13 protein-coding genes and 1 riboswitch are annotated in these 16,097 nt (G+C 46.0%); of the genes, 11 read left to right on the forward strand and 2 right to left on the reverse strand.

The features are described from left to right. The first annotated feature begins 41 nt into the window (after positions 1–41). Together DXB58_RS28190 and DXB58_RS12865 are read left to right on the forward strand one after the other, a co-directional pair. Positions 42–281, forward strand: coding sequence for a hypothetical protein (locus tag DXB58_RS28190; protein WP_233527288.1), 240 nt, complete (start codon positions 42–44; stop codon positions 279–281). Positions 282–570: 289 nt separating this feature from the next. Then, the gene (locus DXB58_RS12865) at positions 571–1,041 is read left to right on the forward strand and encodes a hypothetical protein (protein WP_117935296.1); all 471 of its coding nucleotides are present in this window, start codon (positions 571–573) and stop codon (positions 1,039–1,041) included. Positions 1,042–1,059: 18 nt separating this feature from the next. On the opposite strand, the gene DXB58_RS12870 is transcribed toward DXB58_RS12865, so the two are convergent. Then, positions 1,060–1,284 carry a carboxypeptidase-like regulatory domain-containing protein gene (locus DXB58_RS12870; RefSeq protein WP_004310107.1) on the reverse strand — a complete coding sequence of 75 codons (225 nt, stop codon included), beginning with the start codon at positions 1,282–1,284 and terminating at the stop codon, positions 1,060–1,062. 573 nt (positions 1,285–1,857) lie between these two features. Between DXB58_RS12870 and DXB58_RS12880 the strand changes: the two genes are divergently transcribed. The 8 genes from DXB58_RS12880 to DXB58_RS12915 all read left to right on the forward strand — a co-directional run bounded on the left by DXB58_RS12880 (position 1,858) and on the right by DXB58_RS12915 (position 13,885). Continuing rightward, entirely contained in the window at positions 1,858–4,986 is a 3,129-nt protein-coding gene (locus DXB58_RS12880) for a SusC/RagA family TonB-linked outer membrane protein (protein ID WP_122136983.1), read from the forward strand. A gap of 40 nt (positions 4,987–5,026) precedes the next feature. Then, positions 5,027–6,580: a RagB/SusD family nutrient uptake outer membrane protein gene (locus tag DXB58_RS12885; protein WP_122136984.1), complete on the forward strand. Its 1,554-nt coding sequence runs from the start codon at positions 5,027–5,029 to the stop codon at positions 6,578–6,580. Between the two features lie 20 nt (positions 6,581–6,600). Further along, positions 6,601–7,512 (forward strand): putative zinc-binding metallopeptidase, encoded by a 912-nt coding sequence (locus DXB58_RS12890; protein WP_117935290.1) that lies wholly within the window; start codon positions 6,601–6,603, stop codon positions 7,510–7,512. Between the two features lie 60 nt (positions 7,513–7,572). After that, on the forward strand, positions 7,573–8,883 hold the full coding sequence (locus tag DXB58_RS12895) for a DUF4302 domain-containing protein (RefSeq protein WP_122136985.1): 1,311 nt from the start codon (positions 7,573–7,575) through the stop codon (positions 8,881–8,883). A gap of 1 nt (position 8,884) precedes the next feature. After that, positions 8,885–10,054, forward strand: coding sequence for a BACON domain-containing protein (locus tag DXB58_RS12900; RefSeq protein ID WP_122136986.1), 1,170 nt, complete (start codon positions 8,885–8,887; stop codon positions 10,052–10,054). 217 nt (positions 10,055–10,271) lie between these two features. Beyond that, positions 10,272–11,471: a hypothetical protein gene (locus tag DXB58_RS12905; protein WP_122136987.1), complete on the forward strand. Its 1,200-nt coding sequence runs from the start codon at positions 10,272–10,274 to the stop codon at positions 11,469–11,471. Positions 11,472–11,537: 66 nt separating this feature from the next. After that, positions 11,538–13,337 carry a hypothetical protein gene (locus DXB58_RS12910; protein ID WP_122136988.1) on the forward strand — a complete coding sequence of 600 codons (1,800 nt, stop codon included), beginning with the start codon at positions 11,538–11,540 and terminating at the stop codon, positions 13,335–13,337. A 20-nt stretch (positions 13,338–13,357) separates the two neighbouring features. Next, a complete protein-coding gene (locus DXB58_RS12915) occupies positions 13,358–13,885 on the forward strand; it encodes a hypothetical protein (RefSeq protein WP_008650384.1) in 528 nt (175 codons plus the stop codon). A gap of 214 nt (positions 13,886–14,099) precedes the next feature. Here DXB58_RS12915 and DXB58_RS12920 read toward each other — a convergent pair whose 3' ends face one another. After that, positions 14,100–14,351, reverse strand: coding sequence for a DUF4248 domain-containing protein (locus tag DXB58_RS12920; protein ID WP_122136989.1), 252 nt, complete (start codon positions 14,349–14,351; stop codon positions 14,100–14,102). A gap of 250 nt (positions 14,352–14,601) precedes the next feature. Between DXB58_RS12920 and DXB58_RS12925 the strand changes: the two genes are divergently transcribed. Beyond that, positions 14,602–15,114, forward strand: a complete 513-nt coding sequence (locus DXB58_RS12925; protein WP_122136990.1) for an HU family DNA-binding protein — start codon at positions 14,602–14,604, stop codon at positions 15,112–15,114. A 761-nt stretch (positions 15,115–15,875) separates the two neighbouring features. After that, positions 15,876–16,065, forward strand: a riboswitch (cobalamin riboswitch). Positions 16,066–16,097 lie beyond the last annotated feature (32 nt).

Raw genomic sequence — 16,097 nt, forward strand, 5'->3', positions numbered from 1 at the left:
TCCAATTACTTAAAACGTTTGGACACGGTGAGAGTGCCTGCATGATTTATTGCAGAGACCACCGTGATGTGCTGGGTAGCAGTAATTTGAAGGATATAAAGGACTATTGTTTGCAGAACGGTATAACTTTTCTGACTACTCTTGATTTTCTATATTATGCTTTTTGCCGGAAGAAGCTTTCGGCAGAGGAATGTAACGAGTTTATTGCTAAGGTAATTGCTTCAGGGAGCAAGTTGCCGGAAGTTGATATTACCCGCTATAAATGTACAGTCGCGATTTGACATCGCTTTTCTATTCTATTGATTTATTTTTAGTAATAGTTCCGGTATCTTTTCTTAGCGCAAATCACAGCTTTTGGAACGAGTGATTTCTTTCCTTTTTGGCAGATTTTATTTCATCTATTTTCTTGATAATAGTGGTAAGGTAGAAAATGGGTACCCCAAACCCTCTTTCTTTGTGAAAATATGGATGAAAAATATAGAATGTGTCATGCTTGAACATATATGTTAAAATAAGCATTGTACTTTTGTCGTGAATTTTATATGTAAATATTAAATAAAATGTAAAAAAATGACTAAGGTAGAAAGAGAAGTGATTTTTAACAGTGAAAATGGTCAGAAAGAAATGACCGGTGTACGTCACAGTGACGATGATGTTAAGAAGAAAGTAATTGATTGTGTTTTTAAGTTGGGGCAACTGAATAATATTCCAGAAAAATATGTTGAAAAGAATTCGGATTGTTCGCGTTCGTCCGTGGGACGTGTGTATAGGTGTAATTTCGACGGTCGGAGTCCTATACCAAATTGGACAACTATCTTTAATTTTTTCTCTTGTGTGATTGGAAGGGCAACGATTATTGTCAATATTCCGGAGGTGTTGTGCTGGATTCTGAAGCTTTTTCTAGGAGATTCTGCGGATGTAAGCTATACAGTTGATGATAATCATCATATTCGTATTGATATTCAGTTTCATGACGATAAAACACTGCTTCCGGAGACTGGTGAAAAGGAAGGAAAGGTGAAGAAAAAAGATGGAGAATAGAGGAAAACGGAAGGGAAATTACCAAGTTCTTGATGAACTTGGTACATTATTGATAACGAACTTTCCATCGAGGTCGGTGGTGGTTCCTATAGATGTACCTTTAACTAAAACGGATGCTCCTATGACGGGCTGGTTGTCTTCCTCGGAGAAGACAACGCCCATTACCTTTCTGGAGGTTTGAGCGATTGCCAGGCTAATGCCTGCTAACAGGCAAGTTAATAACAGCGTTAGTTTTCTTTTCATATAGTTTTTATATAGTAGAATAGTCTGTTTTGCTATCTTACGATTCGCAAAAGTAAGCACTTTTTTAGAAAAACAAAGAAAAATATGAAAAAAAATATGAATTTTTGCTGTCGATACAAAATACTTGTAGCAAAAAGACTTAAATACAAAATAAGTACATGAAAGGCAGTTTCTTATTTCTTTTTGGTGATTAATAGACGAAAAGGACTATCTTTTTGATAAATAAATGTGGCTAAATTTGTAGATAATATGTTTAATAACACATAATAAATTGCAAATAAATAATTGTAGGTAGAAAAAAGATAGTTTATTGGAAAAAGAAAGAAAACCGATCTGTAATCTCTTATATTAACACTCCAATTAGGGGGACGAAAGTTACTGCCGGACTCGAAGTTTGCTATATGAGAGATATTTTCTACCTTTTCAGTAAGTAGATAAAAAGCAAAAAAGGACGATTTATTTTGCGTTTTACTTCCTTCTTTGCTTTTCTTATTCCCTTTTCAGTATCTTCTTTTTTATATTTATTAAATGTTTTGTGCTCAAACACTTATGTAAGGAGGGGGCAGAAAGTGCATGAGTTCATCAAGAACTTTGCAAATCACCTATGTCGGCATGAAGCCGCAGGATGTTCCTATCAAGTCCGGGACCATCAAGGTAATGATGAAATCCGATTCCGAAGTATTACAGGAAGTGGTAGTGACCGGTATGCAGAAAATGGACAAACGTCTTTTTACCGGAGCCACCAAACAATTGAATGCCGATAATGTGAAGCTGGACGGTTTGCCCGACATTAGTCGCGGACTGGAAGGTCGTGCGGCAGGAGTTTCCGTCCAGAATGTTTCGGGCACTTTTGGAACTGCCCCCAAGATTCGTGTGCGTGGAGCCACTTCCATTTACGGAAGTTCCAAACCGTTGTGGGTTGTTGACGGAGTGATTCTGGAGGACGCCATTGACGTAGGGCCCGATGACCTTTCCTCCGGTGATGCCGAGACACTGATTAGCTCCGCCATAGCCGGGCTGAATTCCGACGATATCGAGAGTTTCCAAATTTTGAAAGACGGTTCGGCAACCTCCATTTACGGTGCACGTGCGATGGCAGGCGTTATCGTAGTCACCACTAAGAAAGGACGTGCCGGAGTCAGCAAGATCAGTTATACGGGCGAGTTCACCACCCGCGCTATCCCCAGCTATAAAGAATTTAATATCATGAATTCGCAGGAACAGATGGGAATCTACAAAGAAATGGAACAGAAAGGCTGGCTGAACAGTGCCGACCTTTTCCGCACCAGAGACACCGGAGTGTACGGTCGTATGTACCGCCTCATCGACGAATACAACAACAGTAACGGTCAACGCGGACTGCTCAACACCACCGAAGCCCGTAACGCCTACCTCCGTGAAGCGGAAATGCGCAACACCGACTGGTTTGACGTGCTTTTCACCAATGCCGTTTCGCAGAACCATTCCGTCAGCATCACCGCCGGAACGGAAAAATCCTCTTTCTACGCCTCCTTGAGCGCCATGCTCGATCCGGGTTGGTACAAGCAGAGCAAGGTGAAACGCTATACGGCCAATGTGAACACAACCTATAATATATATAAAAATCTGTCGCTCAACCTCATATCCAACGCCTCCTACCGCCAACAGAACGCGCCGGGAACGATGAACTCCACCCTCGACATCGCATCAGGAAAAATGTCCCGCGGATTCGACATTAACCCTTATTCATACGCGCTCAACACAAGCCGCACACTCGACCCCTCCGTGGACTATATCAGCAACTACGCTCCATTCAATATTCTCCACGAACTCGACAATAACTACATTGAAATCAATATGGTAGATGTGAAATTTCAGGGCGAAATGAAGTGGAAAGTGATTCAGGGACTCGAATTAAGTGCTCTCGGAGCCGTTAGATACCAGACCTCATCGCAGGAACACAACGTGCTCGATGACGCCAACCAAGCAATCGCCTACCGCACCGGTATGGACGACGCCACCATTCGCGAGCAAAACAAATTACTCTATACCGACCCCGACAACCCATACGCCCTGCCTATCACCCTGCTGCCCGAAGGCGGCATCTATCAGCGTCAGGACCGCCGTATGCTAGGGCTCGATTTCCGTGGGACACTCTCATGGAATCATCTTTTCGCCGAGAAACACATCACCAACTTCTTTGCCGGAATGGAAGTGAACAGCCTTCAAAAAACATACTCCTCCTTCCAAGGCTGGGGAATGCAATATTCGATGGGTGAAATTCCGTCCTACGTCTACCAATTTTTTAAGAACGGCATCGAATCCAGTTCGCGCTATTACAGTTTGGGACACTCCGAAACCCGGAGTATAGCCAGCTTCTTCAACGCTACGTATTCTTATGACGGACGCTACACCCTCAACGGTACTTTCCGTTATGAAGGAACCAACCGCATGGGGCGCAGCCGTTCATCCCGCTGGCTCCCCACATGGAACCTGTCCGGTGCCTGGAACGTGCATGAAGAATCTTTCTTCAAAGCGCTGCAACCCACCCTTTCCAACCTGACACTGAAAGCCTCATACTCCCTCACCGCCGACCGCGGCCCGGCGGAAGTGACCAACTCGCAAGCCATCATCCGCAGCTTCTCGCCCTACCGCCCCTTTACCGACATTCAGGAAACGGGACTTTATATTGATGACATCGAGAACAGCGAACTCACTTACGAGAAAAAGCATGAGCTGAACATCGGCATCGACCTCGGCTTGCTCGAAAACCGCATCAACTTCTCCGCCGACTGGTACCAGCGTAACAACTACGACCTGATCGGTGTAGTCCCCACACAGGGAGTAGGCGGCGTCATCAACAAATATGCCAACGTAGCCACCATGAAATCTCACGGTGTGGAATTCACGCTTTCCACCCGCAACATCCGCACGAAGGATTTTTCATGGAACACAGACTTTATCTTCTCCTATGCCAAGAACGAAGTCACCCAACTGAAAGGACTCACAAGCATGATGGAACTCGTTTCCGGCAACGGCTTTGCCCGCGAGGGATACCCCGTGCGCGGACTCTTCTCCATCCCTTTTGCAGGACTTGATGAAGACGGCATTCCGCAATATCTCATCGATGGGGAAGTGACCAGCACCAGCATCAATTTCCAGGAACGCGAAAAACTGGATTACCTGAAATACGAAGGTCCTACCGATCCCACCGTCACGGGAAGTTTCGGTAATGTATTCACCTATAAAGGCTTCAAACTGAATGTCTTTATGACTTACTCTTTTGGCAACGTAGTCCGCCTCAACCCGGTGTTCAACTACAAATATTCCGACCTTACCGCCATGCCGCGTGAATTCAAAAACCGCTGGACTGTTTCCGGCGACGAAGCGAAAACGAATATTCCGGTGATACTTAGCGACCCGCAACATCAGGCGAATACATCGCTTTATCTTGCCTACAACGCCTACAACTATTCTACGGAGCGCATTGCCAAAGGCGATTTTATCCGCATGAAAGAAATATCACTGATGTATGAGTTCCCGAAAAGCTGGATTGCTCCTGCCAAAATATCCAACCTGTCGCTCAAGTTGCAGGCCACCAATCTCTTCTTGATCTACGCTGACAAGAAGTTGAACGGGCAGGACCCCGAATTTGTGAACACCGGAGGGGTGGCATCCCCCGTTCCGCGTCAGTTTACCCTCACCCTGCGTTTGGGACTGTGATTGTAACCCCCAATAGAGAACCCGAAAAAATATACAATAGATGAAGACGAAAATAAACCATATACTCCCTGTGCTGCTGCTCGCCGCAGCTTCCGGTCTGACTACCGTTTCCTGCAATGATTTTCTGGACAAAACACCGGACAACCGCACGGAACTGAACACCGACCAGAAAATAGCCAAACTGCTTGTATCGGCCTATCCCGACGTATCGCCCAACGAACTGTTCGAACTCTACAGCGACAACTCCGACGATAGCGGCCCCACCTACGGTTACTACCAGCTTTCCGAAAAGGAATGTTACAACTGGGAAGATACCAAAGAGGAATATCAGGACACACCCAATTCCCTTTGGGGAGGTTATTACGGTGCAATTTCAGCCGCCAACATGGCACTCAAGGCGATAGAGGAGAAAGGAAATCCGGCATCGCTCAACCCGCAGCGCGGTGAAGCACTGGTGTGCCGTGCCTACTGCCATTTCATGCTGGCAACTATCTTCTGCAATGCTTATGACACTCATGCCTCCGAATCGTTGGGAATCCCCTATATGGAAGACGTGGAAACCACCGTGTCGCCCCGTTACGAGCGCGGCACGTTGGAAGAAGTGTACCGGAAAGTAGAACGTGACCTCCTGGAAGGAGTGGAACTGATTTCGGACGACGGATATTCCGTCCCCAAATACCATTTCACCCGCAAGGCCGCCTATGCCTTTGCCGCCCGTTTCTACCTTTATTATATGAAACCCGATTTCTCCAACTGCGACCGGGTGATTGAATTTGCCACCCGTGTGTTGGGCAGTAACCCTGACAACTTGCTCCGTGACTGGGAAGCATTGAGCAATCTTTCCGTGAACGGAAATGTGCAGGCAGATGCGTATATCGCTTCTTCCAATGAGGCCAACCTGCTGATAAGCAGCACCGTCTCCAACTGGGGCGCACTCGGAAGCGACTATCTGGTAGGCCCGCGTTACTTCCACAACCAAACGCTCGCCACCAACGAAACCTGTCTTTCTGCAGGACTGTGGGGCAGCTCGGATTATTTGTATCTGAAACCTTTCTCTACCACCGGATTTGTAGCCAGCATCTTGCGCAAGAGCGGACTCTATGATGGCGGCTACCTTTATTATATGCCGGTATTGTTTTCAACGGACGAAACCCTGCTTTGCCGTGCCGAAGCATACGCGTTGAAGAAAATGTACGCCCAGTCGGCTGCCGACATCACAAGCTGGCAACGTGCCTACACCCGCAACAAATCGGCCCTGACACCCGACCAGATCAATGCGTATTATGATAAAATGAATTTCTATACGCCTTTCACGCAACAGACGCCCAAGAAACAGCTTGCTCCCGATTTCACTATCGAGGAAGGGATGCAGGAAAATATTCTTCACTGTATTCTGCACATACGCCGTGTCACTACCCTGCACGAGGGGATGCGCTGGCCCGATATCAAACGGTATGGTATTATGATTTATCGTCGCGACATGACTACTCAACATGTCACTGACGAAATGCCGCCGAACGACTTGCGCCGTGCCATCCAGATTCCGCGAAGCGTGATTGTGGCGGGAATGCAGCCTAATCCGAGAAGAAACTAACAGAGAAAAAAGTGAAAATTATGAAGAAACAGATCATTTACTCTTTGCTTGCTCTCACCACAGTCTGCCTGGGGGCTTGCAACAATGACGACGAGATAGACACCGCGCACAGCATCTTCTCTACCGAACCGCTGGAGAGAAATGCTTTCGATTACTGGTTGCTCGACAACTACACCTATCCTTATAACATCGACTTCATGTACCGCATGAAGGATATCGAGAGCGATCATAAATACAACCTCGTGCCCGCCGACTATGACAAAGCGGTGGCACTGTCGAAAATCATCAAACACGTCTGGATGGACGCTTACGTCGAACTGGCGGGAATGGATTTTCTTCGGGTCTACGTACCCAAGACATTTCACCTCATCGGATCGCCCGCCTACGAAAGTAGCGGCAACATGGTGCTCGGCACGGCAGAAGGCGGAAAGAAAATCACCCTCTACAACGTGAACGACCTCAATATAAAGAAGATCAATATCGAAAAGCTCAACGAGTATTATTTTGAAACGATGCATCATGAGTTTGCACATATCCTGCATCAGAAACGGAATTTCGACCCTTCTTTCAACCGCATTTCGGAGGGAAAATACGTGGGAGCCGACTGGTATTACTACATGACCGCCCAGGGTGCCATGCCCCGCACGGACGATGTGGCCTGGCCCGACGGTTTTGTGACGGCCTACGCCATGAACCAGCCCAACGAGGATTTTGTGGAAAACATAGCCATGTATGTCACGCACACGCAGGCTTACTGGGACAATATGATGACGGCTGCCGGAGAAACGGGTGCTGCCACCATCAACAAGAAATTCACGATTGTCTACAACTATATGCGCGACACATGGGGAATAGACCTCAACGAACTGCGTAAAATCGTGCTGCGCCGCCAGCAGGAGATTACCGAAATTGACTTGAGCACTATTCAATAAGTGCCGGTCACCTCTTGTTTTTTGATTGACGATTGGATGATTATTTAATTACACATTATTATGATGAAGAAAAATAGAACGATATATTTCCTGTTGGCCCTTGTCTGCCTGGGTTTGCAGTCGTGCCTCTTTCAGGAAGAAGATTATTTTGACGATTCGTCTGCCAACCGTGCCACGGCCGATGTGAAGCGTTGCAGCGAACTGCTGGAAGCAGCACCCAACGGATGGGTGATGGAATATTACGTCGGTAAGGACTACTCGCTGGGAGGTATTACCCTGCTTTGTAAGTTTGACGGCCAGCGGGTGACGATGGCTTCGCAGATAGCGGGAGCGGATGAGACGGTCAGTTCGCTTTATAGCGTCAAGTCCGAGCAGGCAACGATGTTGTCTTTCGATACCTACAATTATCTGGTGCATTATTTTGGTCAACCACAGGGAAGTATGGCCGACGACCCGAACGGAACGCTCGGAGGCGACTACGAATTCGTGATCTCCGATGCCACCGCCGACCGTATCGAACTGAAAGGTAAGAAATATGGCAACCGCATCGTGATGAAGGCTTTTTCTGCCGACCAGACGTGGAAGCAATATCTCACCCGGATAAAGAAAGTGGAGGACGATGCTTTCTTTTATGAATACGACCTGCGGATGGACGGACTCTACACCGGGCAAATGCTACGCAGCAACTATACGTTCATTGTGACCTATTATGACGAAGTTGGAAAGGTGCATCAGAAAACCGTACCTTTTATGTTTACCACCGACGGAATGCGTTTTCACGAACCGGTGACGATAGACGGACAGACCATGCAGAATTTTGTCTGGAAGAACGAGGAGATCAGCTTTGTCTGTACCGACGAAGGAGCTAAGGGGGTGAAAGTAACAGGTATCTATATCGACGGATATCAGAGTTATGACTACTACCCGGGCACTTATCAGATGGATTTCTATCGTCTGAACGATGCGACGAACCAGATGGAAGTGGCTTCGCAGGAGATTCAACTGGTGAAGGACGAGGACGGTAAGAGCTATTGGCTCAAAGGACTCGAATATGACATTCTGGTAACTTATGACAAGCCGCGTGGCGGACTTTCCATCCTGCCGCAATTTTTGAAGAAAGTACAGGGAGGTTACGTGTATCTGGCTATGTGGGATTTGATGAACGATTATGTTTTGCGCAGTCCGGCAATCGGTCTTATCAGTTATCCTACCACCGACGGCATTTATCTGGTGGACAATGGAGTGTGGATGGGTGAAATCTCCGGATTTATCTTCGGTGTGTACGACTCGCAGGATGAGGAGGCCTCTTTCATGGGATACACGGATGCAGTTGCAGCAATCAGGTTGATTAAAAAAACAATAGAAGAATGATATGATGAATAAGTTAGTTATACTGTTATTATCTGCGTGTTGTCTGCTGACGACAGCGTGCGACAAGGAAAACGATGAAACGGCACAAGGCTTCCGCATCATGAATGCGGATGTTGATCTGGCAGCCGGAGGCGGAACGGTGGAAGTGGCTTTGCAGGCTACCGGAGAACTGACTGCCGTTTCGGGTGCGGACTGGTGCAGGGTAATCGAAGTGACAAACGAAAAGATAACTTTGCTTGCCAGAGCCAATTATGAGTATACGTCACGTGCCACGCAGGTGACCGTGAGCGATGGCAATAGCGAACAGAAAATTGTAGTGACGCAGGAGGGAAATATTTTTGCTCCCGACTCCGACCAGCAGGTGATACGCCTCGGAAATGCTCCTTCACAGACGATTGTACGAGTGAATAGTTCGTTCGATTTCAAAGTGAGCGTGCAGCGGGGAATCGACTGGGTGGAGGTGCCGACTGCTTCAAAAGAAGATGGTTTCTTGCTTGTGTTGAAAGAGAACAAAACCGGGAATCCCCGTGCCTGCCAGTTATTGGTCAGCACCAATGAGGGGCGGAAGTTCCTTTACTACGTCTACCAGTATGAAGTGACGGACCTGCTTGGAGCGTGGGGAAATAGCCAGATTTATGTGAAATGGGATACGAAGAATATCGAAAACGCCTATCCCTTGTCGGCTACTGAAATTTCGAAGAATGTCGATGGCGAGGGATATACCATTAAGATGTCGTTGGCAAATACTCCGGCGGCGCAATATCTGAAAGACCCCGCAAAGGCTACGATTTCATTGCAGGCTACCTACGAAAATGGATCGTTTGTGGTTCCTATCGGTGCGGCACAGAAAGACTTTATGGTCGTGGAAGAAGTTGCGGATGAGGTGGCAGAAGGCGCTTCGGACGGAACATCGGATAATCGGGCAGGTGTTGTTTTGCAAACCCTGTACGGTTTTTCTGTGGCGGCTTCTTCCAATATTTATTCGAAAGGAAATTTTGGTTTCGCTCCTGTACTCTATCAGGATGGTTCTGTCGGAATCAGTTTTCAGGACGTGACCGGAGCACCGGAAAGCGGATGCTACCTGGCGATAGCATTATTTGACGGACAGCAGTTCCTGACCGGAACACTGAAAGATTATATCCTTTTCCCGGATATTGCACTTTTCAGATAAAACGAACATTACCTTGATGAATAAAGAAAAGAACTACCGTTGTGAAACGGAATGAGAATTTACTAATTCTCTCTTAATTTAACTTTACTATATGACAGGCGGGGATACTCGCGCGAAGAATGGGAATCCTTTTCCCGGGCTTACTCCGCCTTTTTTATGATTCCCGGTCGCTACGGAAGTTCTTTTCAATGATGTAAAATATATAAATCAGTCTGATATGGATAAGAAAATAATGAAGTTGTTGGGTGTCTGTCTGTTCGTTGTTGCGTCTGTGGGTGCGTTGACCGCTTGCAGTGACAATGACACCGAAAATCCGGAGGGAGGAAAACCCGGCGGAGAAGACGTAAAACCGGTGCCGGAAGTGGTGGAGTTTGTCAACTCCAACCTGGTGTACTGGGGAGATGAGGACGGAGTGGGAACGGATCATTTTGTATTGACGCTTTATACGGATATGGAAGTAGATGTCACCGGAAGCCCGATAGGACCGGGCAAGATTATGGCATTCAGCCTGAACGTCCCGCCATTTGCTTCGGAAGCTACGGAATTTCCGCTTCCCGAAGGCACTTTCGAGGCGGCATTGAACGGATACACGTTTGATGAATGGACGTTCAACCTCGGATATATGAATCAAATCGATCTCCCGACCGGAAAGGTGGATATTCCTGCCGGAACTTTCTACGGTGATGTGAAATCTTACTCTACGAGTGTCGATGCCGATTTGCTTTCCGGTGGTAAAATGACGGTGAAACGGCTGTCCGGTGGTGAATATTCGATTAGCGGAACATTGGTGGGCGATCTTTCCTTGAAACGTTATTTCACCTATACGGGAAAAGTAATCACCATCGACCGTCACGAAAGCAAGGATGAAACTCCTAATTCTACGCTGGCCACCGATATTGCACTGAATGGATGGACGCAAGCCCGCCTGCAGGATAAGGGCGATTCTTATTATCTGCAAGATGAGTCGTGCCGGGTAGTCGAGCTTTATCTGGCGGAAGAGAGTATAAGTCTTGTCGACACTTGGCCGGCCGGTAATGGAAGAGTATTGAAGGTGGAATTTTTCGTGGAATGGGCTACGGATGTAACACAGGGTATTCCGGCAGGTACTTATACAGTGGTGGCGCGTGATGAGGAATCACAGGGAATCCCGCGCGAGTTGATGAAACCGGGAAATATTGCCTCGGGTTACCCCAATGTCTTTACATATCCGGGAGGAACCTGGTATGAGAAACTTCAGAACGGAGCCATGAAAGAATATGCACGCATAGACGGTGGAACCATGACCGTGGCACGCGACGGCAACAAGCACACACTGACGATAGATTTTATTGACTGTGATAAGGAACACCCGCACCATGTACGTACCACTTATTCGCAGGATGCTCCTATTGCCGTATTCGATTATCGCCCGCAGTAAACACGGGTGGATGGCATCATTTTACTAATAACGCGATTTTATAATTAACCCCAAAAAACGAGAAATATGAAAACTAGATTTATTTCCTTTTTCTTATTCATGCTGGCAATGAGCTGTTTTGTGGCATGTAGTGACGATGATCCGGCCACTGATCCCGAACCGGAGCCGGAACCGGAACCTGTGGAAACTGTGAATACGTATACGTATAAGGATAAGACGATACAAGCTAAATCGGTGTCTTGCTTTGAACAGGATGGCATTGTATATGTGTGTATGAGTCCGTTGCAGAGTTTGGAAACGCTTGAAGACTTTATGAATAGCGGAAAGGAATATGTGATGCTGGGAGTGGATAAGAGTCTGGTGGGCAGTCCGGTTACGGTAGGCAGTTCTGAAGATGACGATTATGTGCTTTATTATATGGATGCCGATGGTGAGGCTATTGTAGCCGTCGACCCTTACGAATGGGAAGAGGTGCTGACACAAGGCAAGATCACTTTGACGATGACTCCGGGTGAGAATGAAACATCGGCTGTGAAAGCTACCTTTGATTGTACGTTAAAAAGTGGCGGTAAGTTTACAGGGGAAGCCGGTTGTAGCTACAAGGCTCCTGCAAAGCTGTCCAGCGAATTTTCATTCGGAAGTGAAGTGCGTCCGTTGAAATCGGCGGTGGCTACTGTCATCGGAGGGATTCAATACCTTTATCTTAGTCCGGACGCAGGAGTGACAACGGTGGAAGATATGTCGGACACGCAGTTTCTGATGATCGGAATCAATCCCGGTATGTTGGGACAGGTATTGGATATCACGTCTTATGACGGTATGGATTATGCTTTCTATAATATGACAGAATTGGGAGCTGACGATCTGGGTGCGGTGGAGCCTTATGGATGGTCTGAAATATGTTCGGCAGGTAAGTTCAAAGTAGAAAAGACGGACGATCATGTGAAAGTAACTTTTAGCTTTACTTTGCTTTCGGGTGAAAAGTTCGAAGGGTCTTATGAAGGGGCTTACACCGATATTAAGCAAAGCACCACTAATATCTTGACGTTGAATGGAGAAAATACACGGGACATTAAGGCTGTTTTTTATGAAAAAACGGATGCGGGAGTGGCATTATATCTCACACCATCGGGAATTTCGTCTGCTGCAGATTTGGAAAATGTAAACTCGTATTATGTGCGTCTCTTTGTTCCGAATGCAGGACTTAACGGGCAGGAAGTGGATATTACAGATACCAATCTGGCTTTTGAGTTTACTTATTATAGCCCGTATGACGAGGAAAGAATACAAATATCCAAAGGTCACCTGGAGGATGCGGCGGGTACGTTCAGTGTATCGAAATCAGCGGATAATGAATATTCATTGACGCTTAATCTCAAATATCTGGGTGACAACAGCCTTAAAATATCAGGTAACTATAGCGGTACTTTCACGGTGTATGATACGACGATTCCGAATGAATATCGCTTGGGGGCAGACGGTACTCCGGTCACTATTCAGTCTGTAGTGGTGGATAAGACGGGTGCGGATATCAATGTTATTTACCTTTCACGGCAGGCAGGTATCACTACTGTGGCGGGAATGTCGGCAGCGGATGCAGTGGTGCGTCTTCCGAAAGCAATGATGGATGGAGTGCTCCGCGGGTTCTCCGGTGATGAGGAAAATGCGAAAATCTCGATTACGTATGAAGGAGTGACGTACAGTCAGGTTAATACCACACTGGGCAATCTGGCTCTGGGAGGCCGGACTTCGGTGTCTCTTCAGGGCAATGAGGTTGAAATGACTTTTGAAGTGGTAGGTATTAAGAAGTATGGCGATGTCAGTTTGTCCGGCTACTATAAAGGTGCGGTGACGGTAATAGAGTGACGATTTAATGAAGTGTATTCATGAAGAAAATCTTATTGAAATATTTAAATTTATTCGTTTTATCGGGACTGCTTCTGGTGGGTTTTGCCGGATGCAGTGACGATAAAGATAATGATCCGGTAAATCCCGGTCCGGATGTGGAGGAATTGCCTTCCATCGGCACTTATTCGTTCCGGGGAGAAGCGAACAAGATCGTGTCCGGTGTGGCCTCTATGGACGGTGACTATTTCACCTGTATCCTTTCTCCGGAAGAGATGGAGGGTGGGAAAACTAATACTTATTTTATGTTTTCTCTTCACATGTACTGGGAGGGGCAAGTGGTGGATGCATCGACTTTGTATCACAACGACCAGTATGTCTTTATCTATGAAGATCCGTTTTATTATTATTCCCAATATAAAAGGGTGACAGGAACGTTTTATGTGAAGCGTAACAATGATAAGAATGTTACTGTCAAATTGAATCTGCGGCTTCACGACGGTGTCCGTTTTAAAGCGGAGGTTACAGCCGATTTGATGAAGCCGTCGGGAGAAGGTACTCCGGAATGATATAATCCTTTTCTTATATAATGGGCGGACATTTCGCTACAGATTATCTTGGATTCTTTATAACAGCAATTAGTAAGTTATAATTTGATTCGCGTGATCTGTGATGAAATGTCCGCTTTGTTTGGTTTTGCCTTGTTTGTCTTTGGTTCGTTTTTGGCTTGTTTTTGGCGTGTTTTGTCTTTGTCCGAATGATATTCCTTATAAAAGAGCCGTTTCAAGGCTCTCCTAAAAACTTGAAGAATAGCCCTACTTGTGCCGGAGTGAGCAAGATGGCTTTTTCACTATATCCGGTTTGGGCGAGTGCGGCTTGCAGTGCGGTATTCTTGGCAATCCAACTACGGAGGGTACGTCGTGCCGAGGCGGACTGTATGTGAGGCAGGTAAAGCCCGGCCAACTGGCTTTTGCTATAGGATTGTATGCGGGTACGGTTCTCTGTTTCTGTTTTTGGAGTTGTTTCTGTTTTCATATTGACTGTTTTTTAGAGGTTTATTTTGTCTGAACTCATACAAAGGTACGCCTTTTTATACCGGTTGGTTCTGTTTTGTACAGAAGCCTTTGCAGGCATGAATCGTATCAAATTGTGTTTGTCTGTTCTCTCTTGCGACGGGTTGTAACATCGTGTTTCCCTGCTTTTTTCTCTTCGTGTACTTTTGTCTTCGTAATCGGTTACAAACAGTAGTTATTTATTCATCAATCAAAAAAGAAAGGAAAATAGTATGCCATTAATTTACAAACCTTATCAGGCAACACTTGCCAACAAGGAAGGACAGAAACTTTATTATCCCCGTCTGGTGAAATTCGGGAAAATGGTCAATACGCAGAAAATGGCGGAATTGATTGCAGAAAAAGCCTCGCTGACGGCAGGTGATGTTCATAACGTGATTCGTAACCTGATGTCGGTGATGCGTGAACAGTTGCTCAACAGTCGCACGGTGCGCCTCGAAGGCTTGGGAACATTTACAATGATTGCCAAAGCAGGAGGAAAAGGAGTGGAGTTGGAGAGTAAGGTCAGCAGTTCGCAGATCACTTCATTGCGTTGTCAGTTTACCCCTGAATATACCCGTGCCGCTAACGGAAGTGCTACCCGCGCATTGACCACCGGAGTGGAGTTTGTGCACATCAAGGATGTAGCGGGTTCGTTTGTTGCCGACGATGTCATTGACAAGGACCCGGATGACGGCAACGAACCCGGTGGCGGAGGAGGCGAAGCCCCGGACCCGGCCGCTTAACCGAATTGGTTTATACCATAATTTAGGCACGGGATTACACGGATTTCGCGGTCTTTAGTGTTGTTATTGCTGCAAAGTAGCCGTGTTAATCTGTGTAATCCGTGCCTGAAAAAAAGATAGTGATTAATTAGTGACAGGTATTTAAAACGGATTATTAACCTTTAAAAGAAAACGGATGAGATTATTATTGGAAAAGTTGCTGGATATTCTTGAAGCAGTTCTGCGTTTCCGCCATCGGAGAAATGGTAAGACAGAAAAGGATTAGCCAGGTAGAGAAGAGTTAGTGTATCTGAAAAAGGTATGAAACCGAATCGTGTAAACATAATAAGACGTGTCGCCCGCACGTAGCTCGCGTAACAGGTAAAAACGTGTAGCAATCATAAAGTAGACATTAAGGTACGGAAGATGTGAAAAGTTGCCTCGTTCATTCGAGGTAGCTTTTCTTTTTTCGCATTCCGAAAATCCTTTTTCGGAAATAGGATGAAAAAGAAAAAATCAGTAGTAATTTTTAAAAGGCAGAAATATTTCTTTGATTTTGTATAGAACAAAAGAAAATAATTTCCCACTTTTGTAGCTGCAATAGGGGATATACACCCTGTGAGATGTCTGTTTTCTGGAAAAAGGATGAATGAAAACAGAAAACTTTTTGCGTTAAAATCAGAAAAAAGTTTTCCGTTTTGGAAAACTTTCTGTATCAGCGAGAAAGAAAAGTTTCCCGAAATTTAATGTTAAAAGCTAACCAAACTATTAGATAATCTTCTATCTTTGTATCCGGTTTCGGAGCTAAAAAGAGGTTTAGTCAATGAGGGAACGCTGTGTAAATCGGCGACAGTACCCGCTGCTGTAATTCTCGAAGAATCCGCACAATAGGCCACTGCATCGATGGCGGTGTGGGAAGGTGTTGCGAGGGAGGGATAAGTCAGAAGACCTGCCGGAATTTTTTAATTTTCAATTTTTAATTTTCAATTTAATAAGCTTTCGGG

Source organism: Bacteroides sp. OM05-10AA (genome assembly GCF_003439055.1).
Classification (GTDB): domain Bacteria; phylum Bacteroidota; class Bacteroidia; order Bacteroidales; family Bacteroidaceae; genus Bacteroides; species Bacteroides intestinigallinarum.